This is a genomic window from Castellaniella sp. (genome assembly GCF_034674885.1).
Lineage (GTDB): Bacteria > Pseudomonadota > Gammaproteobacteria > Burkholderiales > Burkholderiaceae_B > Castellaniella.
The window spans coordinates 22,989-45,588 of record NZ_JAUCDS010000017.1; the positions used below are offsets into that span (position 1 = coordinate 22,989).

General features: G+C 64.8%; 22 protein-coding genes. 11 read left to right on the forward strand and 11 right to left on the reverse strand.

Going from position 1 to position 22,600, the window contains the following annotated elements:
• Window positions 1-4: 4 nt before the first annotated feature.
• Window positions 5-2,212: a putative bifunctional diguanylate cyclase/phosphodiesterase gene (locus VDP74_RS10445; protein ID WP_322999570.1), complete on the reverse strand. Its 2,208-nt coding sequence runs from the start codon at window positions 2,210-2,212 to the stop codon at window positions 5-7.
• A 256-nt stretch (window positions 2,213-2,468) separates the two neighbouring features.
• On the opposite strand from VDP74_RS10445, the gene VDP74_RS10450 reads away from it, so the two are divergent.
• Both VDP74_RS10450 and VDP74_RS10455 read left to right on the forward strand, forming a co-directional pair.
• Entirely contained in the window at window positions 2,469-3,572 is a 1,104-nt protein-coding gene (locus VDP74_RS10450; RefSeq protein ID WP_322999571.1) for a helix-turn-helix transcriptional regulator, read from the forward strand.
• Window positions 3,573-3,651: 79 nt separating this feature from the next.
• A complete protein-coding gene (locus VDP74_RS10455) occupies window positions 3,652-4,140 on the forward strand; it encodes a GAF domain-containing protein (RefSeq protein ID WP_322999609.1) in 489 nt (162 codons plus the stop codon).
• A 73-nt stretch (window positions 4,141-4,213) separates the two neighbouring features.
• Here VDP74_RS10455 and VDP74_RS10460 read toward each other — a convergent pair whose 3' ends face one another.
• Complete coding sequence (locus tag VDP74_RS10460; RefSeq protein ID WP_416232974.1) at window positions 4,214-6,394, reverse strand: TonB-dependent receptor; 2,181 nt, start codon at window positions 6,392-6,394, stop codon at window positions 4,214-4,216.
• A gap of 150 nt (window positions 6,395-6,544) precedes the next feature.
• On the opposite strand from VDP74_RS10460, the gene VDP74_RS10465 reads away from it, so the two are divergent.
• Window positions 6,545-7,639, forward strand: coding sequence for a hypothetical protein (locus VDP74_RS10465; RefSeq protein ID WP_322999572.1), 1,095 nt, complete (start codon window positions 6,545-6,547; stop codon window positions 7,637-7,639).
• Window positions 7,640-7,740: 101 nt separating this feature from the next.
• Here the strand turns inward: VDP74_RS10465 and VDP74_RS10470 are convergent, their stop codons facing one another.
• The 7 genes from VDP74_RS10470 to VDP74_RS10500 all read right to left on the reverse strand — a co-directional run bounded on the left by VDP74_RS10470 (window position 7,741) and on the right by VDP74_RS10500 (window position 15,019).
• Window positions 7,741-8,826 (reverse strand): tartrate dehydrogenase, encoded by a 1,086-nt coding sequence (locus tag VDP74_RS10470; protein WP_322999573.1) that lies wholly within the window; start codon window positions 8,824-8,826, stop codon window positions 7,741-7,743.
• A 35-nt stretch (window positions 8,827-8,861) separates the two neighbouring features.
• Window positions 8,862-9,869 (reverse strand): asparaginase, encoded by a 1,008-nt coding sequence (locus VDP74_RS10475; protein WP_322999574.1) that lies wholly within the window; start codon window positions 9,867-9,869, stop codon window positions 8,862-8,864.
• A complete protein-coding gene (locus VDP74_RS10480; protein ID WP_322999575.1) occupies window positions 9,866-10,633 on the reverse strand; it encodes a hypothetical protein in 768 nt (255 codons plus the stop codon). Before VDP74_RS10480 ends, VDP74_RS10475 begins: the two co-directional genes overlap by 4 nt.
• Window positions 10,634-10,693: 60 nt before the next feature.
• A complete protein-coding gene (locus VDP74_RS10485) occupies window positions 10,694-11,968 on the reverse strand; it encodes a TRAP transporter large permease (RefSeq protein ID WP_322999576.1) in 1,275 nt (424 codons plus the stop codon).
• A 52-nt stretch (window positions 11,969-12,020) separates the two neighbouring features.
• Window positions 12,021-12,533 (reverse strand): TRAP transporter small permease, encoded by a 513-nt coding sequence (locus VDP74_RS10490; protein WP_322999577.1) that lies wholly within the window; start codon window positions 12,531-12,533, stop codon window positions 12,021-12,023.
• Between the two features lie 25 nt (window positions 12,534-12,558).
• Complete coding sequence (locus VDP74_RS10495; protein WP_322999578.1) at window positions 12,559-13,554, reverse strand: TRAP transporter substrate-binding protein; 996 nt, start codon at window positions 13,552-13,554, stop codon at window positions 12,559-12,561.
• A gap of 67 nt (window positions 13,555-13,621) precedes the next feature.
• Window positions 13,622-15,019, reverse strand: a complete 1,398-nt coding sequence (locus VDP74_RS10500; RefSeq protein ID WP_322999579.1) for an amidase — start codon at window positions 15,017-15,019, stop codon at window positions 13,622-13,624.
• Between the two features lie 161 nt (window positions 15,020-15,180).
• Between VDP74_RS10500 and VDP74_RS10505 the strand changes: the two genes are divergently transcribed.
• Window positions 15,181-16,095 (forward strand): LysR family transcriptional regulator, encoded by a 915-nt coding sequence (locus VDP74_RS10505; protein ID WP_322999580.1) that lies wholly within the window; start codon window positions 15,181-15,183, stop codon window positions 16,093-16,095.
• Window positions 16,096-16,104: 9 nt separating this feature from the next.
• Here VDP74_RS10505 and phnX read toward each other — a convergent pair whose 3' ends face one another.
• Together phnX and VDP74_RS10515 are read right to left on the reverse strand one after the other, a co-directional pair.
• Window positions 16,105-16,917, reverse strand: a complete 813-nt coding sequence (gene phnX, locus VDP74_RS10510; protein ID WP_322999581.1) for a phosphonoacetaldehyde hydrolase — start codon at window positions 16,915-16,917, stop codon at window positions 16,105-16,107.
• Window positions 16,914-17,549, reverse strand: coding sequence for a hypothetical protein (locus VDP74_RS10515; protein WP_322999582.1), 636 nt, complete (start codon window positions 17,547-17,549; stop codon window positions 16,914-16,916). Before VDP74_RS10515 ends, phnX begins: the two co-directional genes overlap by 4 nt.
• 379 nt (window positions 17,550-17,928) lie before the next feature.
• Here VDP74_RS10515 and VDP74_RS10520 point away from each other — a divergent pair, with 379 nt between their 5' ends.
• From VDP74_RS10520 to VDP74_RS10550, 7 genes are read left to right on the forward strand one after another with little or no spacing between them, the layout of a single operon-like run.
• Window positions 17,929-18,171, forward strand: a complete 243-nt coding sequence (locus tag VDP74_RS10520; protein ID WP_322999583.1) for a hypothetical protein — start codon at window positions 17,929-17,931, stop codon at window positions 18,169-18,171.
• A gap of 10 nt (window positions 18,172-18,181) precedes the next feature.
• On the forward strand, window positions 18,182-18,670 hold the full coding sequence (locus VDP74_RS10525; protein ID WP_322999584.1) for an A24 family peptidase: 489 nt from the start codon (window positions 18,182-18,184) through the stop codon (window positions 18,668-18,670).
• Window positions 18,671-18,704: 34 nt separating this feature from the next.
• Entirely contained in the window at window positions 18,705-19,397 is a 693-nt protein-coding gene (cpaB, locus tag VDP74_RS10530; RefSeq protein WP_322999585.1) for a Flp pilus assembly protein CpaB, read from the forward strand.
• A complete protein-coding gene (locus VDP74_RS10535) occupies window positions 19,285-19,617 on the forward strand; it encodes a hypothetical protein (RefSeq protein ID WP_322999586.1) in 333 nt (110 codons plus the stop codon). Before cpaB ends, VDP74_RS10535 begins: the two co-directional genes overlap by 113 nt.
• Window positions 19,607-20,953, forward strand: a complete 1,347-nt coding sequence (locus tag VDP74_RS10540; protein WP_322999587.1) for a type II and III secretion system protein family protein — start codon at window positions 19,607-19,609, stop codon at window positions 20,951-20,953. Before VDP74_RS10535 ends, VDP74_RS10540 begins: the two co-directional genes overlap by 11 nt.
• Window positions 20,954-20,963: 10 nt before the next feature.
• Window positions 20,964-21,374 (forward strand): CpaD family pilus assembly lipoprotein, encoded by a 411-nt coding sequence (locus VDP74_RS10545; protein WP_322999588.1) that lies wholly within the window; start codon window positions 20,964-20,966, stop codon window positions 21,372-21,374.
• A 9-nt stretch (window positions 21,375-21,383) separates the two neighbouring features.
• Entirely contained in the window at window positions 21,384-22,583 is a 1,200-nt protein-coding gene (locus tag VDP74_RS10550) for an AAA family ATPase (protein ID WP_322999589.1), read from the forward strand.
• Window positions 22,584-22,600 lie beyond the last annotated feature (17 nt).

Genomic DNA, 22,600 nt, shown 5'->3' on the forward strand with positions numbered 1-22,600 from the left:
TCCTTCAGGTGACGATGGCGCCTTGCAGCCAGGCGGCCGCCTGGTCTTCCGGCATGGGCCGCCCGATCCCGTAGCCCTGGCCCACGTCGCAACCCAGGTCGCGCAGCATGTCGCGCACGGCGCAGGTCTCTATGCCTTCGGCAATCACCTGCAGGCCCAGGGTATGGCTCATCTCGATGATGGATCGCACGATGGCCCGCAGATCCGCATCGCCCACCATGCCGGCAACGAACGACTGGTCGATCTTCAGCGCGTCGACGGGCAGGCGATTCAGGTAGGCGAACGAAGAATACCCCGTCCCGAAATCGTCGATGGACAGACGCACGCCCAGGGCATGCAGGGCATACAGCGTGCGCAGGGACCTGGCCGGGTCGGCCATGATGACGCTTTCAGTGACTTCGAGTTCCAGCAGGGACGGGTCCAGGCTGTGATGGATCAGGGCATCTTCGACCTGCTGCGGGAAATACTCATCCAGCAGATTGCGGGCTGAAATATTGACGGCCATCACAATCCCAGGGTGGATGGCCTGCAGGCGCACGCAAGCCGCCACCGCCTGATCCACGACCCAGCGGGTGAACGGGTGGATCAGGTCGCTGACCTCGATGACAGGGATGAACTGGGCGGGCGGCACCAGACCGCGTTCCGGGTGCTGCCAGCGCGTCAGCGCCTCGAACCCGACGGGAGTGCCGGCCGCCAACGTCTCGCTGCCCAGCGCGATCTTCGGCTGCAGATGCAGCAGGAACTGCCCTTGCGCCAGGGCGGCGCGCAGATCGGCCCGCAGCAGCTGACGGTCCTGCACCCGGGCACGATCCCGGATGTCGAAGACCGCGACGCCCAGGCCCTCGCGCTTGGCACGGCGCATGGCGGTGTCCGCGCAGCGGATCAGTTCGTCGGCGGCATGGGCATGTTCCGGATAGGCCGCCAGCCCAAAACTGCAGTTGATGCGCACTTGCAGCGCATTCACGGTGAACGGTTCGCGGATGGCTTCCAGCAGACCGCGCACCTGGGCATCCGCCCGGGCTGGGTCGGCCGTATCGAGCAGGAAGGTGAATTCGTCGCTACCCAGCCGCGCCAGCACGCAGGCAGGGCCCAGATGATCGCGGAACCGGCGAGCGACCGCCTGCAGCAGCCGATCGCCCACATCGTGCCCCAGCGCGCCGTTGACTTCCTTGAAGCCATCGATGTTGGAGATCACCAGCATCCAGGCCTTGTCCGGTTCCTGCATCGTCCGCGCCTGCAGGCGATGCAGGATGTCGCCCCGGTTCAGCAGGTTGGTCAGGGAATCATGCGAGGCCTGGTGGGCCAGGGCGCGCTGCATCAGATTGCCAGCCACCAGCAGCGCCACGCACAGCAGCAGGCCCATGATCACCAGACCGGTCCACAGCGCGCGCCGGGCCTCGGCATACAGGACGGATTCGGGGATCTCGTAGCGCACGGACAAGCCGTAGGCATCCCCCCGAGGGCCTGCCGGCACGGAATACACGACCCAGCGCGTCCCTGCAGCATCGGAATACGCGCTGCGCTGCAGCCCAGTCTGATCGATGGGATACGGGTCCAGACGTTCTCCCAGGTGGCTGGAATCGCCCGGCACGCGCTGCAGTATGTAACCCTGACGGTCCAGGATCCACAGGCGTGCCTGCGGCAGCAGTTCCGGAATGGCCGCCCCGGCCCGCAGGTAGCCCAGGTTCATGCCCGCATAGGCCACCCCGGAACTGATGCCGGAATCGCCCGACACGCGCACGGCCAGCACCAGCGTGGGCACACCGGACATGCGGCCGATGATGAAACCGCCCAGGATCACATCCGGCTGTTCCATGGCAGCATGAAAATAGGATCGATCCCCCAGGAAAGACCCCTGCCGGTCAGGGTCCGGCAGGCCGGAACAGACCTGCCGGCCATCCGCGCCGATCACGCCCAGATTCAGGTAGCGCGGCAGATGCGCCAGCAAGGATGTGAAATACCCGCGGCATTCGTGCCAGCGGCCATCGCGCAGCACCGGCGAATTCGACAGGGACAGCAGCACGTCGCGCGCGTCGTTCAGCAGGGTGCGGTCGTAGGCGGCCGTCACCTGCGCCAGATTTTCCGCCGCCCGGTCGCTGCTGAGCATCAGGCCCTGGTACTGATGCCAGACGTAATAGCCCAGGCCGCCGATGATGGGAATGGCAGTCGCCAGAACCGCCATGAACAGCCGCAGGCGCAAACTGCCCAGCAAGCCCGGGCGAAGGTCCGTACGGCTTGCAGAGAAAAAACGCCTCAACGCGCCACCCAATGCGATTTTCCTTGTGCGAGTCCAGCCTGGCAACAAGCCAAGCCTGCAAACGGTTCAATATACACGGAAACCCGCAGGGCCCGCCCTTCCTTGCGCTTTACTTCAAGCGCACCGCACCCTACAGTCACACTACAAGAAGCAGAATCCGGCGAACGGCAACAGACCCAGCCGCATCCTGACCACCAAAGGGGAGACTGCCATGGACATCCAGACGCTGACCTCGTTGTCTGCAGCCCTGTATGACGCCTGCTACGATCCAAACGCCTGGCCGCAGGCTGCCCAGGCTCTGCGGGCCAGCCTGAACAGCATGGCGGCCACGCTGGTCGTGCGCCAGGGTGACGGCTACCGCACGGTGCACAGCGACTGCGATGACGATTACGCGCAGCGCTACTGGCAGGAGTTTTCGGCCCACGATCCCATGCTGACCGGCCCCGGCCCCGGCCACGACCAGCACCTGTACTGCGACCAGATGGTCATGGACCGCCGGCACTTCCAGCAGTCAGCGCTCTTTGGCGATTGGCTGCAGCCTCAGGACCGGCACAGCATCCTGTTGATGAAGATCCCTGGCGAGCACGGCACCGCCGCCATCTTCGCCTTCAATCGCGGGGGATCGCAGCCTATCTACGACACGAGCGACGTGAAGGCGTATCTCCAGATCCAGCCGCTGCTGGCCCATGCCATCGGACACCTCCAGGCGATCGAACGATTGCGCGCGCTGGCCCATGGCGGCCAGGCTGCCAGAACGCAACTGGCCCACCTGATCGTCGACAGTCAACGCCGGATCCTCCAACAAGACGCCGCCACCAATCGGCTGCTGCGGCGCCATGCGGACCTGCTGGGGGAGCGCCACGGCGCGCTGTGCCTGTTCCAGACGCATGCGGTTCCCGAACTGAACCACGCCATCGGCCAGGCCTGCGCAGGCTCGACTGATTGGCATCGCGGCGCCTGTCTGCTGCTGCGCGATGCCGCAGGGCAGCCCTGCCTGGCCCTGAGCATCGCCCCCCTGCACGATGCCGGGATGTTCGGCCTGGGCGGAGAACATCTGGTTTCCATTACCATCCAGGCGCTGCAATTCGACGCCCGGCCCGACGCCCGGCAACATCTGCAGCTTTTGTTCGGCTTCAGCCCGCGCGAAGCCGAACTGGCATGCGCCCTGGTGCAGGGGCTGTCGCTGCAGGAAATCGCCCTGCTGCGGCACGTCAGCCTGACGACCGTGCGCAGCCAGCTGTCCTGCCTGTTCCGCAAGACCGGCACGTCCCGACAGGGGCAATTGGTTGCCTTGCTGGCGCGGCTTTCAGGCTGATGCGCCGATAACCAGAACGGGGTTTCCTGTACGGCGCTCTACAATGGCCGCATCCTTGACGCATGCCCGGGAATCACCCATGTTCCACCTGTCTCCACAAACCTTCGCCAGCAAGGCCGCCCACTATGCCAGCCTGGCGGACCAAGCCCGGCACCTGATCGGCGGCGAACCTGATCTGATCGCCAATGCGGCCAATTTCAGCGCCCTGGTGTTCCACAGCCTGCCTCAGCTGAACTGGGCGGGCTTCTATCTGTTCGACGGCACGGAACTGGTCGTCGGTCCCTTCCAGGGCAAGCCGGCCTGCATCCGCATTGCCATCGGTTCAGGTGTCTGCGGCACGGCCGCCCAGACCCGCCAGACCCAGGTCGTGCAGGATGTGAACCAGTTCGACGGCCATATTCCCTGCGACTCGGCATCGCAATCCGAAATCGTCGTGCCGCTGACGCGCGCCGACGGGTCGCTGCTGGGCGTCTGGGACGTGGACAGTCCCGTGACCGGCCGCTTCGACGAAGACGACCGCGCGGGCATGGAAGCGCTGTGCCGGGTGTTCATGGAACACCTGGGCTGACGCAGTACACCTGCCCGATGCAACGCCGCCCGCGCGCCGGCCGGCATTGCATCGGGCACGCATCGCGGGCGGATCAGAACTCCATGCTGGCGTTCAGGGACACAGTGCGACCTGTTCCCAGCGTCAGGTATCCGCTGCCCGGGTACCCGCCCACCGACGCCCAGTAGTCGCGATCCAACAGGTTGTCCACGCGGGCGCGCAGCGTCACCAGGCGGCCCTGGACGTCCCACAGATAGCGCAGGCCCACATCCAGGCGGGTCCAGCCGGGCACCTCCTGGGTGTTCCTTGCATCGGCATAGCTGGGTCCCGTGTAGACCACCCGGCCATCGACCGTCAGCCCTTCGACCCACGGCAGATCCCACTCCGCCCCCATATTGGCCTGCAGGCGCGGCACGCCGATGGTTCGCTTGCCATCCGTGGCGGCATCCCCGGTATCGATCTGCCTGGCATCCAGCCAGGTCGCGCCGCCCAGGATGCGTACGTATTGTGCCGCCTGCCCGAATACCGTCAGTTCCACGCCCCGGTGGCGGTCCTTGCCCGACTGGGTGTAGACCTGGTCTTCACCCAGATATCCGCGCGGTTTGTCCGTGGTGAAGAAGGCCAGACCCGCGCCCAGTTTGCCTCCGTCGTATTTGATGCCGACTTCCTGCTGCTTGGACACATAGGGTTTGAAGGTCTGGCCGTAATTGACGGCGTCCTTGTCGCTGACGGTATCCCCCTGTGCCAGCGACTCGATATAGTTCCCATAGACGGACCACGCCGGAGCAATTCTGACCGTCAGGCCCACTGCTGGCGAGACCCGGCTTTCATCGTAATAATCACCCGGTTTCGCCGCCCCGGTGACATAGTCGTAGCTCTCCGAATTCAGCTTCTGCTGACGAGCCCCCAGCGTCAGTCTCACCCGGTCATCCCATACGGACAGCGTGTCGCCCACGGCCAGGCTGGCAAGGCGCGTGCGGCTGACCAGCAGCGGCTCCGTCAGATCGCCGCCAAGGAACGTCAACGCCGGCAAGGCCCCCTCGACGGGACGGTACAGATTCGTCGGTTCTCCACCCCCCATCGCCCAGGCGCCGCGCTCATCCTTGCGGTAGTAGGCGGCCGACACGACCCACTCATGCCCCACGGGACCGGTGCGCAAGGCGCCGCGCAGGCCCACCTCGCCGGTGCGGATCACATCGTCCCGCCGATTATCGAACCGGGAATACGTACCGTCCCCCGTCCCGTTATCGGTCAGCTTCAGCCCGGCCAGGGAATTCGCCTCGTGCGTGCGCCGCATCCCCCAGGCCGCCCAGGCCGTCACCGAATCGGTGATGTCGTACTCCCCGCGCAGCGTGCCAAACAGATCCCGCTCGTTGGAGTACGTCCAGGGCTGCGCGAAGTTCGTGCGGGCGTCGGGCGCATCCGGGACTTCGGCGCCGGGCGCCAGCGTGACGCTGGGACGCGTCCGTTTGAGTCGGTTTTCCTGCCAGCCGATATCACCCGACACGCGCAGGCGGTCGCCCCGCCAGTCCAGGCCCAGGGATAACAGGTCCAGGCGCGAGTCCTCGCCGCCCACGGACGTGCCGCCACCGTGCCGCGCAGCATTCAGGCGCACTCCCAGCTGGTCCCGGTCGCCGAAACGGCGCCCGACGTCCACGGCCACCTGAGATTGGCCGCCGCTGCCCCATCCACCCGACACGCGCGTCAGCGGCGTATTGCCTGCCCGCTTGGGCAACAGGTTCAGGGCGCCGCCCATGCCCTGGCCCCCCGGCGGCGCGCCATTCAGGAACGTCGATGCCCCGCGCAGCACCTCCACCCGCTCGAATAACTCGGCGGCGATGTACTGGCGCGGCAGGATGCCATACAGGCCGTTGTAGGCGATCGCATCCGACTCCAGGGGGAAGCCGCGAATGAAATACGATTCCTGGAAATTGCCGAACCCTCGCGCTACTCGCACACCCGGATCGTTCTGCAGCACGTCGCCTACGCTGCGCGCCTGGACGTCCTGGATGAATTCACTGGTATAGCTGGTGATGCTGAATGGTGTTTCCATGAAGTCCTGGGTGCCCAGGATGCCGGCACGGCCGCCCCGCGCCACCTGCCCACCGGCGTATGCCGGCGACAAGCCTGCGGCCGAAGCATCGGCGCTCGACTCGATACGGATCGTCTCCAGGGTATCCACAGAGGCAGACGATTGCTGCGCCTGTTGCGCATGGGCGCTTGCGCCCATGCATGCAATGGCCGCAGCCACCACACTGATTTTCAAGGCATTCATCGGGATTCCAATCGTTGGAAAAAAGCCGCCTGCGGGATCCCGATCAATCGGAATACCTCAGGATGAATTATTGATATTGAGAATGATTCTCATAATAATTAGAACTCAATCATGTATAGTGTTGCAACCAACTTTTGACCGAGAACACTCATGCCCTCTCATCTTCTCTCGATGTCACGGCCCGTTCTGGGCGCGCTGGCGCTGGCCCTTGGCCTGAGCGGCGCAGTCCAGGCAGCACCGGCCTCCCCCACTGTCCAACCGCTGACCATCACGGCCGATGGCGCGATTCGCCGCCCTGTCGCGCCGGGAATCTACGAGGCCGTCTACAGCCCCTCCACCCGGGCGCTGTACGTCGCGTCTGCCGAAGCCACGACCGGCACGCAGGGCGGCGTCATCTACAAGCTCGATCCGGAAACCTTGCAGACCCTGGGCATGACGCACACAGACGACAAGAACTTCGGCCTGGCGACGAATCCGGAGGGCACGGCGCTCTACATCACCAACAGCCTCGATTCCAGCGTCAGCGCCCTGGACACGGCCAGCGGCCGGATCACGATGCGGACGAAATTCACCGAACGCAGCAAGGACGGCTCAGCCTACGGCCCGCGCAAGGTCATCTACGACCCGGCCCGGAAAGCGCTGTACGTCGGAGGGGTCGGCGACCCAGGAGTGATCTGGCACGTCGACGCCGAGACCCTGCAGGTCAAGACCGTGATACCGAATGCGGGCAAATGGGTCACCGGCCTGCTGCTGGATCCGGAAGAACATCGTCTGTACGCCGCCAACGGCAGTGGGGAGGTCCTGGTGATCGACACGCAGGAAGACCGCATCATCGACCGCTGGACACCCGGCGACGGCAAGGAATGGCTGCTGTTGAACCTGGCTTTGGACAAGGCTCGCCACCGCCTGTACGTGACGGACAATTCCAGGCAAAAGGCGGTTGCGGTCTTTGACACGAGGACCGGCAAGATGACTCGCCGGCTGGAGGAGCTCGGCGATTCCCTGGACATCCAGTTCGACGCGCGGCAGGACCGGCTCTATGTTTCGCACCGGCAGGCGGGCACGTTCAGCATCGTCGATGCGGACAGCCTGAAAACCATCCGGACCTACGCCCTGCCCGCCATGCCCAACAGCGTCCTGATCGGTCCCGACCGCAAGACGGTGTACGTGACCATCAAGACGCCACCCAACAAGGACTATTCCGCCAGTGGCGCCGGCAGCATCGCCCGCATCGCCCTGCCCTGATCGGCGTCTGGAGACCGCCGGCACACGGCCCACGCCGACTGATGGCTGTCGACACGAGACCTATGCAGTGGCTGCCCCGTGAAGGGGCACTGCACACAGGTCTACACCGCACCGATGCGATCGGCGATGGCGGCGCCCATGTCGGTGGTGCTGGCGGCGCCACCCAGGTCCCGGGTGCGCGGCCCCTGTTCCAGGACGTGTTCGATGGCCGCCATCAGCTCGGCGGCGGCTGTCTGGCATGCCGGTTCCTGTTGCCCCAGGAATTCCAGCATCATGACTGCGGACCAGATCATGCCCACCGGGTTGGCGATGTTCTTGCCGTAGATGTCGGGCGCCGACCCGTGCACGGGTTCGAACAGCGAAGGAAACCGGCGTTCCGGATTCAGATTGGCCGAGGGCGCGATGCCGATGGTGCCCGTGCAGGCGGGCCCCAGATCGGACAGGATATCGCCGAACAGGTTGGACGCCACCACCACGTCGAAACGTTCCGGCTGCAGCACGAAACGCGCGCACAGGATGTCGATGTGATGCTTGTCCCAGGCCACGTCCGGGTAATGCGCGGCCATGGCTTCCAGGCGCTCGTCCCAATAGGGCATGCTGATGGCGATGCCGTTGGATTTCGTCGCCGAGGTCAGTGCGCGGCGCGGCCGCCGCTGCGCCAGATCGAACGCGTACTTCAGGACCCGGTCGATGCCGTGGCGCGAAAAGACGGCTTCCTGGATGACGATCTCCCGATCCGTCCCCTCGTACATCCGCCCGCCCAGGTTGGTGTACTCGCCCTCGGTGTTCTCGCGCACGACCAGGAAATCGATATCCCCAGGCTGGCGCCCCGCCAGCGGGGCGGGCACACCCGGCATCTGGCGCACAGGCCGCAGATTGATGTACTGATCGAAGCCCCGGCGGAATTTCAGCAGCGACCCCCACAGGGACACATGGTCGGGCACCACATCGGGCCAGCCCACCGCCCCGAACAGGATGGCATCGAAGCCCTGCAAACGTTCGAACCAGTCGGGCGGCATCATGTCGCCATGGCGCTGCCAGTATTCCGCGCAGGCCCAATCCAGGTGTTCGTACTGCAGCGACAACCCGTGCCGGCGCTGCAATGTGTCCAGCGCCCGCAGGGCTTCAGGCATGACTTCCTTGCCGATTCCATCTCCTGGAATCACGGCGATCTTGAATGTGTGCATAGTGAAACAGCTCTATTGAATGTGCAAAGAAGGCATCAGACAGAACGGTCCGAGCCCCAGGAAAACAGGCGGCGCAAGGCATCCCGATCGCAGGCCTGCCCCAGGCAGGCCAGGGCCAGCATCAGCCGCAGGCGCACCTTGCGGCCCGACAGGCCACTGACCCCCAAGGCGCCAGCCGCCTGCAGATCATGCAAGGAACCCGAATATTCATAGCAGGGCAGGACGGGCCCCGTCAGCGAGGAACTGCACACCAGCACTCGGCAACCCGCGTCAACGGCCCGCTGGATCTCGGGCACCCAATCGGGCGGCACCTGCCCCCGGCCGGTGCCCTCGAGGACAATGCCGGACACGCCGGCATCCACCAAGGCTCGCAGGGCCTGAGGCCCTGCCCCCAGGCAGGCGCTCAGCAGTTCCACGGCCGGCAGATGGCCTGGTGGCGGCTGCAACAGCGGCTGACGCCGGGGTTGCTGATAGATCAGCACGGCATCGTCGTCGATGAAGCCCAGACAGCCGAAACCGGGCGACTCGAAGCCGTTCAGCTGGAAGCTGCTGGTCTTGCGCACGAAGGCAGCCGCATGGATGGTTTCATTGAACACCACCAACACGCCCAGGCCGACGCAATCCGCAGAAGCCGCCACACGCAGGGCGTGGCGCAGATTCAGATAGGCGTCCGTGCCGGGCGCATGCGGCACGCGCTGCGAACCGGTCACGGCCACCACGACATTGCGCGTGCGCAGGCTGCTTTCCAGGAAGTAGGCCGTGTCTTCCAGGGTGTCGGTGCCATGCGTCACCACAATGCCGTCCACGTCGCCGCTGTCGATCAGCGACTGGCATTGCGCGCGCAACTGCTGCAGATCGTCCAGCGTCAAGGCGTTGCTGGCTTTCTGGAACAAGGACCGGACCTCGACCCGGATGTCGGCAGCCTCGGGCACGCCGCCCAGCAAGGCCTGGCCCGACAAGGCCCCGGCGATGTTGCGGCCCTCCGGGCCGGGCAGGCTGGCAATGGTCCCGCCCGTGGACACCACGACCACGCGTTTCATCATGCGTCTACCGGCAAGACGCGTTCGATCAGGACCCGGCGGCAGTCCATCTCGAATTCCATATCGACGACGGGCGGGCGCACGAAATGCCAGTTCAGCCCCATGCGCATCGCCCCCCGGCGAACGAACTCGTCGGCCAGGAATGGGTGGGGATCATGCACGATGTAAAGCTGCGTGCCGGTGCAATCCGACCATTCGTACCCCAGCACCGCCATGCGGCGCTGCATTTCATCCAGCACCCAGCAGGCCTTCTTGCGCATGCCCTCGGGCGAAATATCCTGGTAGGCGATCAGGTGGTCCTTGTAGTTGGAGTGCCCCTCGGGCACTTCGCTGCTGCCGGCGACCACGAAAGCCCGTTCGTCCCGGGACGTCGGCACGGTGTAGCTGAAGGCATAAAAAGAAGGCTGCGCAGGCGGATCGATCTCAGGACAGACATTGCTGCGCGGCACAGGATTGACCTTGTCGTCTGCAATGCCCCACGCCTGCAAGGTGCCGACATATTCGGCATTGAACCTGGCGAAGCCTGCTTCGGTGAACTGCCCCGGCGAACGCAGCTCGCAACCACACAGGGCCGTCAAGGGTCGTCCTTCCGATTCCAGGACCTGCCGGATGCGGTCAAAGCCCTCCAGCAGCGGGACCGGGCGGGAAAAGACGACGCGCCGGATCGTGTAGCCCGGTTCGGCTGCGGCCCCGCCGGAATACTGCATGACGCCGCTGGGCACGTACCTGTAGTTACCTGCGGCAAAGACGACGGCTTGATCCTTCATGATTCCTCCACTCGAGAACAGAGTGCCGGGGATCATTCATACGCCCCCCGGCGCGATACATCAATACAACAGACTGGGAATGGCCGTGCTGAACCACGGAACGTAGGTGATGGCGATCAGCGCCAGGAACATCAGCACGATGGTCGGCAACGCCGCCCGGAACACCTCGAACAGGCTCATCTTGGCGATCCCCATGGCGACGAACAGGTTCAACCCCACCGGGGGCGTCAGCATGCCGATCGACAGGTTCACCAGCGTGATGATGCCGAAATGGATGGCATCGACCCCGACCTGGGCGGCAATGGGCTGCATCAGCGGAGCCAGCACGATGATGGCCGATGCGCTGTCCAGGAATGCGCCGGCCACCAGCATGATGGCGTTGAACAGCATCAGGATGATGATGGGAGAATCCGTGCCCGACAGCACCTCGGCAGCCAGTTTGGTGGGCGCTCCGGTACTGGCCAGGATCCAGGAAAATGCCGAGGCCCCCGCCGTGATCAACAGCAGCGTGCCGGACAGCACGCCGGTATTGCGCAGGATGGTCAGCGACTGGGAAATCGAAATGGTGCGGTAGATGACGGCCCCGACGAACCAGCCGTACAGGCACGCGGCAGCTGCCGATTCCGTGGGTGTGAACAGGCCGGTGTAGATCCCGCCCAGCAGCACCACGGGCAGGCCCAGCCCCCACAGGGACTGGCTCAGCGCCTGCCAGACTTCCCGCCGAGTCGGAAAAGGTTCACGCGGATAGCGTTTGACCATGGCGTACCAGCAGCAGTAAACGATCAGCAGCGTGGCGATCAGGATCGCCGGCAGGATCCCGGCTGCGAACAGCTTGCCCACGGAAGACCCGGTCACCGATCCATAAATGATCAGGGCAATGCTGGGCGGCACGATCGGACCCAGCGTGCCGGCGGTCGTGATCAGGCCAATGGAAAAGTACTTGTTGTAGCCCGCCGCGACCAGCGCGGGATACATGATGCTGCCGATGGCGATCACGGTAGCCGGACTGGAGCCGGAAATCGAACCGAAGAACAGGCAGGACAGCACCGTGGCCGCCGCCATGCCGCCCGGCATCCAGCCGATCAGGGCACGGGCCAGGCCGATCAGGCGATCGGACAGGCCGCCGATGCGCATCAATTCCGCCGCCAGGATGAAGAACGGGATCGACATCAGGGAGAAATTGTTCATCCCCGAGAACATGCGCATGGGCACGACCAGCGGATCGATCGTGCCAAAGCCTTTCAGGGCCAGGGACACCGCCAATGCCAGGGACGCGAAAATCGGCAGCCCGAACAGCAGCAGGACGAAGAATATGGGAACGAGAGCAGCAATCATGGGATTCTCTGTCGAATGGGGTCTGGGTCGATGCCCGGCGCGCGCGGCGCCGTCAGGCCGTCGCGCTGATATCCATGACCAGCGGCTGATATTCCTTGCCGGTGATCATGCACCACAGAATCCATAGATATCGCAGCCCCATGAAGGCGCCGGATATCGGGATCACCATATAGATGTATCCAACCGGAATGCGCATGGCGGGCGACAGCTGGTTCATGTTCAGGGTATTGATGGCCAGCCGCGCGCCGTAATACACCAGCACGCCAGCGAACATCAGCCCCAGCACATTCGCCAGATAGTGCAGGACCCGCGCCAGCCGAGGCCCGACCATCATCGGCAGGACCTCGACACAGATGTGCGCGGCATACCGCACCCCCATGCTGCAGGTCAGGAAACTCATCATGATGAGCGCATACAGCACTGTTTCCTCGGACCAATACAGCGAATTGTTGAATACGTAGCGCGCAATGACCTGGATGATGGCGACGACGGTCGCCACCAGCATGAACACGATCATGGCGAACGACTCGATCTTGTCCAGGCACCGATTGATTCCTGCAAGCATGGGTAGTCTCCTTCGGGAAACGGGATCAGTTCACTGCGGCAGCCTGGATCGCGCGCTGCAGCAGCTCGGGCGTGATGTTGGCCTCGAACTGCTTGTAGATCGGCTCGGAACGCTCGATGAACTTCTGGCGATCCGCGTCGCTCAGCTCGGTGATCTGGATCTGGCCCTTGATCTTCTCGAGGATGCGGGTCTCGTCCTGCGTCGTCAGTTCACGGCCGTAATCCCGGGCCACGTCAAACGCATCGGACACGACCTTCTTCAAGTCGTCCGGCAGGGATTCCCAGGCCCCTTTGTTCATGACGGCGGCATAGGTGTGATAGGCATGGCCGGTCAGGGTCATGTATTTCTGGACTTCGTAGAACTTCATCGAGTCGATGTTGGCCAGCGGATTTTCCTGGCCTTCGACCACCCCCTGCTGCAAGCCGTTGTAGACCTCGGTGTACGCCATGGCCGTCGGGTTTGCGCCCCAGGCGCGATAGGTGGACAGGATGGTCGGCGCCTGCAGGGTCCGCATCTTGATGTTCTTCAGGTCATCGGGCCCGTGGATTTCACGGACGTTGTTGGTGATGTTCCGGAAGCCCGCGCCCCAGTAGTTCACGCCGTGCAGGTTGCTCTTTTCCAGGGTCGCCAGCAGCTCGCGGCCCACGTCGCCGTCCAGCAGCTGCTTCATCGACTGATTGCCCTTCATCAGGTAGGGCAGGTCGAACAGGAACATCTTGGGTTCGAAGTTGGCCAGATTGCCGGTCGGCGGGATGGCGATATGGACCAGCCCCATCTGGGTCTGCTCGATGATCTCGACGTCGCCGCCCAGCTGCGCGGCCGGGCGGATGTTGATTTCAATGCGCCCGTTCGAGTTCTTCTCGACGACTTCCTTGAATTTGACGGCTGCCTGGGCATTGGGCGTCTGATCCGTCAGCACGTGCGCAAACGTGAAGTTGAAATCCGCAGCCTGTGCGAACGAGGCGCTCAGCAGGGCCCCGGCGAGGCCGAGGGAAAGCTTTCCGATGGGGGAAATGTTCATGGTCTCACTCCTGTCATTGCCCCGTTCGGCCTCGCCACCCATGGCGAGACCTGCCCGGGGCGTTTGGTCACAGCAAAAAGTCGGGGCATCCCAATACATCGATCGGCTTGCCCAGACAAGATTCGATGCTCAGCGCGGCGGCCAGCAATTGTTCTTCGGCATGCGGCGGCGCCATCAGCTGCAGTCCCACCGGCAGCCCCAGCGCATCCAGTCCCACCGGCAACGTGATGGCGCACAGACCCAGCAGGTTGGCGATGCTGGTATTGCGCAGCACCATCATGTTGGCGTGGCGATAGGCTTCCTGGGCCTGGAGATCGGCCAGGCGAGGCGGCGCAATGGCGACGGTAGGCGTCACCAGCACGTCGGCCGTCGAGAACGCGATCAAGGCCTGTTGCGCAGCCTGCCGCAAGGCATGGGCGCGCAGCAGGTAATCAACGGAAGACAGCGCCTCGGCGCCCTCGACGCGCAGGCGCACCACAGGGTCCAGGCGATCCATGCGCCCGGGCAGTTCCGCCTTCAGGAAGGCGCACAGTTCGGGGGCGGCCAGGCCGCCCTGCTGAAAGATCGCATAGGCCTCGTGGCAGCCCGGAAGCTCTGCATTCTGCACCCGCGCGCCGGCTGCCGACAGGCGCTGCACAGCCCGATCAAAGACGTCCACGATGGCCGCATCGGCCCCCGCCAGGAAGAATTCGTCCACCCGCCCCAGGCGCAGGCCGGCTACCGAATCCATCACGGGAATGGACGGCGCCACGCCGCAGCGGCCCTTTTCAAGGGCCTGGAAGGCGAATGCCAGGTCGTCCACCGACCGGGCCAGGATGCCCGGCGTGTCCAGGCTGGGAGACAGCGGCACGATACCGGCGGAAGGCCAGCGCCCATGGGTCAGCTTCAGGGCGGTCTGCCCCGTGACCGAGGCCGGGATCCGCACGGATCCTGCCGTATCGGTCCCCAGCGCCAGCAAGGCCGACCCCTGAGCCAGAGAAACGCCCGCCCCTGAACTCGATCCCCCCGGGATGCGATGTTCCCGCACCCCCCAGGGATTGCAGGGCGTGCCCCAATGTGCGTTCATGCCGATGCCGCCAAATGCGAATTCGACGGTATGCGTCTTGCCCATGACCGGGGCCAGTTGATGTTCCAGACTCTGGACCAGCGGCCCGGGCCGTTCCCAGGACGGTCCCAGGGACTCGACCGAGCCGGCAAAGGTCGGCAGCCCGCGCACGGCGAACAGGTCCTTGACCGAGACGGGCACGCCCATCAGGGCGCCCAGATCGACGCCGCGATCCAGCAACCGGTCGGCCAGGCTTGCCGTGGCAATGGCGTCGTCGCCATTCCAGGTCTTGTAGGCATTGAGCGCCGGCTCGTGCTGCTGATAGTTTTCCTGGCAGGTGTGCGCCAGCACCGTCGCCGAATAGTCGCCATCACGCAACCCGTCGTGCAATTGCCTGAGAGAAAGCCGCTTCAGCTCCATTGTGTCCCCTATCCGGATGAATCCGCCTGTTCCGGCACTCTTGCGTCGCGGGTCGTGCGTGTCTGCACAATGCCCTGCGACCGATGATTTTGAATGGGGAAGTCTATTCAGAAGCACTTCAGCCTACAATTGCCAATCAGTGAAAACAGTTTTCATCAAACATGAAAGAAAACCTGACCATCGACAGTCTGAGAGTCTTTTGCGAAGCGGCCCGATACGAGAATTTCTCACAGGCTGCCCGCATGATCGGGATCTCGCCCGCGTACGTGACCAAACACATCAAGCTGCTGGAATCGGAACTGGACACGCTGCTGTTTCACCGCACCACACGCCAGGTCACGCTGACCGAGCAAGGCGAACAGACCTACGAAATGGCGTTGCAGATTCTGCAGGACGTCGAGCAGCTGCACGACCGCATCGCCCAATTCAAGGGCGACCCCAAGGGCCCGCTGCGCATCTCCACCAGCATGGGGTTCGGGCGCCAGATCGTCGCCCCCGCGCTGGCCAGTTTTTCCCTGCGCTATCCCGCCATCCAGATCAAGCTCGACGTCCTGGACCAGTTGGTCAACATGGCCAAGGAACAGTACGACCTGGACATCCGCATCGGGGACCTGATCGACCCCAACTACATCGCCCGCCCCCTGGCGAGCAACTACCGGGTCCTGTGCGCGGCGCCCGCCTACCTGGAACGGCACGGCACCCCCCGCAAGCTGCAGGATCTGCCCAACCACAATTGCCTGATCGTGCGCGAACGGGATCACCCGGTAGGCATCTGGGCGCTGTCACGCAAAGACGTGACGACCAATGTGAAGGTCGGCGGTTCGCTGATCACCAACAACGGCGAAATCGCCCTGGCCTGGGCCCTGGAAGGACACGGCATCATCCTGCGTTCCGTCTGGGACGCGCAAAAGCACATCCGGGCAGGCCGGCTGGTTCACCTGCTGCCCGGCTATCGTCAGGACGCGGGCATCTGGGCCGTATGTCCCCAGCGACTGGGCAATTCCGCCAAGGTCAAGGCCTGCATCGAGCACCTGCAGGCGCATTTCGCGAAACATGCGCCCCCAGTGACGCTCTGAAGTCAGTTTTCAGGGCCGTTCGCCGCGCGCGAGCCGGGCATCGATGTCCTCGATCACGGCGGGCAGATCGGCGATGGTGCGCACCACGTAATGCGCGCCGGCCTGCGACAGGATGTCCTGCGCAGGCCGGCAGGCGGCAGCCTGGGCCGGCGGCGACAAGGCGGACCAGGCATCCCAGTCCAGACCGACCTCGTTGCCCGAGGCCGACAGACCCACCGTCCACATGCCCGCGGCCAGCCCTTCGGCAATCCCCGGCACGGTGTCGTCCACCTTGACGCAGGCGGCCACGCTGCGGCTGCCCAGTTCGATCATGTTGGCCAGGGCCATCCAGGGGCCGGGGCGCCCGCCGGCCTTCAGGTCGTCGGTGGCCACCACGCAGTCCGGGCGATAGCCTCGCTGCGCCGCCAGCGGCACCAGCGCATCCATCACCACGCGAGGGTATCCCGAACACGAACCGATGCGGATGCCTTTGCCGCGCAGGGCCGCGATCGCGTCCAGGGCGCCTGGGATCAATGCGGAATAGCCACCCACCCGTTCGACCTGCAAGGGCATGAATGCGGCGTACAAGGCGTCGACGTCGTCGGTGCCCATCGGCCGGCCATGGCGCTGCCGCCAGCGGGCGGCAATGGACGGTTCCCGGCCCAGGGCCTGGATATGATCCCATTTGGCCAGGCCCATCGGGCCGCGCGCCTCGGCCAGGGTGATGGGCACGCCCTGCGCGGCAAAGACGTCCACCATCACCTGGGTCGGGGCGAAGGACCCGAAATCGACCACCGTGCCGGCCCAGTCGAAAATCACCGTATCGACAGATACCGGCGTCATTCCAGCACGGCCAGCACGGCACGTTCCAGGCGGCCGGTGGGCACGCACTGCGTGGCGCTTTCCTGGCCGGGGAACGAGGCCTTTGAACGGCTGGACAGGGTGATCGTGTCGGAGATGGGTTCGTAGGGGCGCTGGGTGGCGTTGGAGATCTGCACGGTGCGCGTCAACTGGTACCGCGCGCCCACCACCGCCTGGGTCTGACGGCGCCCTTGGCGCTGCAGCTTGACGTCGATGGTGGCCTGCATGCTGAGGTCGCGCTGCACGTCGTAGATATTGCCCCGCATCAGCTGTTCATACCGCTGATGCCCGGACGAGGCCGGAAAACGATAGACCCGCCTGACCCGGTCGCGTGGCGTGTACACGACAGATTCCACCCGGCCGCAATCGAGGTAGGCATCCGGCGCGCCCGCATAGGCCAGGGTCAGCACGCCCTGTGTCTTGTCGGCACCGACGATGGCATAACCCTGCGCGGGAAAGCGGCTGACGGCTTGCGCCCAGACCTGATCGAAACCGCGATCCACCGTGCGCTCGGTCTGCGTCTGGGCGGGCTGGTCCGGCCCGGTGTAGGCCAGGCGCCCCGCACAGCCTGCCAGGCCGGCCGCCACCAGCGTCAAGACGAGGATTCCGCGCATGATTGGATCTCCTGAGCAATAAAGCGTGAGTGGGTTTGAGTCAGCACGCTGGCCGGCACTGCGCAAGCCTGGCGAAGGTGGACAGCCATTGATCTGTTCCATGCATTTTTTACATGTCAAGGGTCAAAAACAACAAAATATGACATGAGCAACACTGATTCCGGCAAAACTATTGGATTTTAATGTACTGAAATTTAAAGATAAATCATATTTTGATGCCAATCATGGTTTTCCCCATTGTCGTTACGTCCATGTTGATTCTGAATGGTTTTGTAGTATTCTGCATTCGCCCACGTCCAGTCGGATTACGCGTCGCTTCCACGGGGGAAGCAAGCAGGGTCGGGGTTCCAAATCAAATCGACTTCTCGGAGAAGCCAACATGTATACGAAACTGTGCTCGAAACTGTGGGTAGCGCTGGATAGCCTGAAGCGCGATGCGCGTGGGGTGTCCGCGATTGAATATGCCGTTCTGCTGGCCATCGTGGTTGGCTTGGTAGTTGCAGGCCTGCAGGCTTTGAATTTCGAAGGAATCTTCACATCTGCCAACACAGCAGTCGAAAATGCCATGGACACGGCTACAGGCACAGGCACAGGCACAGGCACAGGCACAGGCACACCTTAATCCCCACAGCATGTTGCTGCTATGGATCCCAATAGCTGTTCTGGTCCTGTTCTACCTCACGCTAAGAGATCTTAGAGTCCGGCAGCTCCCCAACCACTGTGTCGCTCTTTACGCTCTTTTATTCCTCCCATACGCCTGGCTCGGCGGCCTGGATCTGCAGCAAGTCGGCAGCCACCTCCTGGTGGCTGCTCTCAGCTTCGGGGTGCTGTTCGCGCTGTTCCTGCTGGGTGCCATGGGGGGTGGGGATGTCAAGCTGGGCACGGCCGTGTTTCTGTGGGCGGGCTCGGCGCTGGCCTTCCCGGTCCTGATCATCGTGGCCTGGACCGGGGGGTTGGTAGCAGTAGCGGGATGGCTGGCCGATCGCCGGGTGGTGCGGCGCATCACCTGGCGGCCGGTATCCTGCATGCAGTATGCCTTGTCGGCCCAACGCGGGGTGCCGTACGGGGTAGCGCTCGCCGCAGGCGGCCTGTTCGTCCTGTGGCGCGCATGGAATATGTGAAGAAACTGAAGCATTTCTCGGGGAACACCAAGCCATGTCGTCCGTGCTGAAATTTGCCCTGATCCTGCTGGCAGCCGCCGTGCTGGCCATCGGCGCCCGGGCCTTGTACGTCAGCAGCCTGAACCGCCAGGCTGCGCCCGACCCCGACATCCGGGTGCGGGTGGCCACCGCCGACCTGCCCGAGGGCCTGTTGCTGCGCGACAGCGACCTGGCCTGGAAATCCCTGCCGCGCGGCCAGATACCCAAGGACGCCGTGCGCGAAGACGCCCACGCCGAAATCAACGGCGCACTGCTGCGCCGGCGCATGGCCGCCGGCGCCGTCCTGCACGGCGGCGACATGATCCGCCCGGATGCGCCGGGCTTTCTGGCGGCCGCCCTGAAACCCGGCCTGCGGGCCGTGTCCGTGCCGGTCAACGACGTGTCGGGCAACGCCGGCCTGATCCAGCCCGGCGACTACGTGGACATGATCCTGACCCAGCAGCTGGGCAAGCGCGGCGACACTGCCGACACCCGCCGCGTCGCCAGCGAAACCGTGGTCAGGAATGCCCGCATCATCGCCGTAGGCACCAGTTTCCAGCGGGGCTCCGATGACTCCAAGCCCACGCGTCCGCACCGTGACCATCGAAGTCGCGCCGCGCACCGCCGAAGCCGTCACCGTCGCGGCGGAACTCGGCACCCTGTCGCTGGCGCTGCGCAGTTTCGCCACCAACGACCGCGCCACCACTGACGACAGCCCGAATGCCGAAGCCGGGGCATCGGTCGTGGCCTGGAGCGACAACCCGGCCCAGCACCAGGACGGCCCCATCTGGGGCAGCGACATTTCCCGTGTGCGCCAGCCCGTCCAGGCCGACGGCACCGTCACACAAGATCCGGGCGCCCCGCGCCGCATCGTCATCATGCGGGGCAACGTAACGCAGGAACAGGAGCTCAGCCCTCATGCGCAGTAAACCCAAGATGTCCGCCTGGGCAGTCATGCCGGGCTCCCTGGCGCTGGCAACGGCAGCCGCCCTGCTGGCCGCGCAGCCCGCATCGGCCATGACGCTGGCCATCGGATCCGGCCAGCTGCTGCATACGGAAGAAGAATCCAGCACGGTGTTCGTCGCCGACCCCAAGATCGCCGACATCCAGGTGCCCAGCCCCGGCGCCATCCTGGTGCTGGGCAAGAGCGCCGGCACCACCACCGTGTATGCGCTGGACGCCACCGGCAAACAGATCCTGAAAGAAACCGTGGTGGTGCGCCACAACGTGGCCGAGCTGCAGGACGTCCTGCGCCAACGCTTCCCGGCCCTGCACCTGGCGCTGGAATCCGCCCCGGGGTCGCTGATGGTCAGCGGCTCGGTGCCCGACGCCGCCGTCACCGAAGCCATCGCCAACACCATTCGCCCCTACCTGGGCGAAAAGGAACAGCTGATCAACCGCCTGTCCGTCAACAGCCCCACCCAGGTCTATCTGCGCGTGCGCGTCACGGAAATGTCCAAGGCCGTGACACAGAAGCTGGGCATCAACTGGCAGGTGCTGTCCAACCCGGGTAGATTTGTGTGGGGTCTGGTGGGAGGGCGCAGCATCATGAACGGTGTATTGCCATCAGAAGGCTATTCTTTCCTGGGCGGCTATTCTAAGGATGATACCTCCGCCCTGGCCATGGTGGACCTGCTGGACAAGGAAGGCCTGATCACCGTGCTGGCCGAACCCAACCTGACGGCCGTCTCCGGCCAGACCGCCAGCTTCCTGGCGGGCGGCGAGTTCCCCGTGCCGGTCAAGCAGGACAACGACGCCATGACGGTGGAATTCAAGCCCTTCGGCGTGGCGCTGGATTTCACCCCGACCGTGCTGGGGGATGACCGCATCAGCCTGAAGGTGCGCCCCGAAATCAGCGAACTCGATCCCAACGCCAGCATCCTGATGGACAATCTGGTGATCCCCGGCATCCGCGTGCGGCGGGTGGAAACGACAGTGGAAATGGCCAGTGGCCAAAGCTTTGCCATCGGCGGCCTGCTGCAGAACAATATTGCGGATACGGTCAGCAAAATCCCCGGCCTGGGGTCCATCCCCGTGCTGGGCAAACTGTTCTCGTCCAGCGAATTCCAGAGCAACAAGAGCGAGCTGGTGGTGATCGTGACCCCGTATCTGGTCCGCCCCACCAATCCTGATCAGCTGACCACGCCGCTGGCCAGCCTGCGGGCGAATTCAGACATCGAATACGTGTTGCAGAACAGCATCCAGTACGACCCGCTCAACGGCAACGTGCCGCGCCTGAGCGGCTCGGCCGGCTTTGTGTACTAAGGGGGCAGCCATGACACCGATCGACCGCGTTTCCGCCTGCCGCCTGGCTGCCGCGTGCGGCCTGAGCCTGCTGCTGGCCGGCTGCGCGTTTCCCAAGTACGACTACAGCCTGGTGCCGGATGCCTCCGTCATCCAGGTGCAGTTGCAGGACGGACGGTGGGTGGCTGTCCCGCCGGAATGCGCGCGCCTGTACACCGAGCCGCAGCGCCCGATCTACGACAGCCGGCCGCAGGCTGCATTCGGCTGCGCCACCTATACCAATCTGGCCAACAGCGTGGCGCGCCCGCAGGACCTGCTGGCACCCAACAGCTACGCGGGCCAGCAGGCCGACAGCGCAGCCGACGCGGTCACGCGCTACCGCCAGGACAAGGTGACGCCGCTGCGCGAGACCAATTCCACCAAAAAATCCAGCAACAACTAGGATGCCGCAATGGCCGTGACCAGCAAGGACAAGGAAAGCGGGCGGTACTACACCTTCGCCGCCTTCGTGCACGACGCCGCCAGCGCCGAAGAGCTGCAGCGCGTCTTTCGCAGCGACACCCTGAGCGACACCGTCGTCGCCACGGGCGGCATCGACGCGGCCATCGCCTGGCTGCAGAAACACGACCGATCCCCCCAGCGCCTGCTGGTCGACATCTCGGGCTCCAGCCGGCCGCTGGACGACCTGGATCTGCTGGCGGATGCCTGCGAGCCGTCCGTCGAAGTCTACGTCGTGGGCGACCGCAACGACGTCGGCCTGTACCGCAGCCTGCTGGCGCGCGGTGTCCAGGATTACCTGGTCAAGCCGCTGAGCGCCGAACTGGTCCGTCGGTCGCTGTCGCACAGCAACCCGGCCCAGCATCGCGGCCGCCACGGCAAATGCGTGGCCGTCATGGGCACGCGCGGCGGCGTCGGCACGACATCCGTGGCCGCGCACCTGGCCCGCACGCTGGCCAGGGGCGGCACGCGGCGGCGCGTGGTGTACCTGGACCTGAACCCCTACGACAGCAACGGCGCGGGCATCCTGGGGCGCCCCGGCGGCGCGGCGCTGTTCGACGTGCTGGGCAACATCGACCGCCTGGACCAGCAGTACCTGGAACGCACCCTGGCCGACGCCGGCGGCGGCCTGCACGTGCTGGCCGGCGAACTGGACTACAGCGAGGACTTCCTGCCGGCGCCAGGGACCATCCCCCGCCTGCTGGCGGCGCTCAGCCAGTACTTCCACTACGTCGTCCTGGACGTGCCCCTGCGCGGCGGCACGCTGGCCGCCGAGGCCCTGCTGCCCGCCAGCCTGATCTGCCTGGTGACGGATACGTCGGTGCATTCGGCGCGCACCCTGGCGCGCCTGACGCGTCACCTGGAATCGCAGCCCAATCCGCCCGCCCTGCTGACCGTGCTGAATCACACGCAGCCCGCGTCCCGCGGCAAGGTGCCGGCCCAGGATTTCAGCCAGGCCACGGACGTCCCCATCCAGGTGCGCATCGCCTACGACGGCAAGGCGCCGGTCCTGGCCGAAAACCTGGCCCAGCCGCTGGACCCGGGCAGCGAATTCGCGCTTGGCATCCAGGAACTGGCCAATCAGGTCACCGGCGAGGCCTCGGCCGGCGCCGAGCAGGCCTGGTGGCGCAAACTGCGCAGGAAAACGGCATGAGCTTCGGACGCAAGACC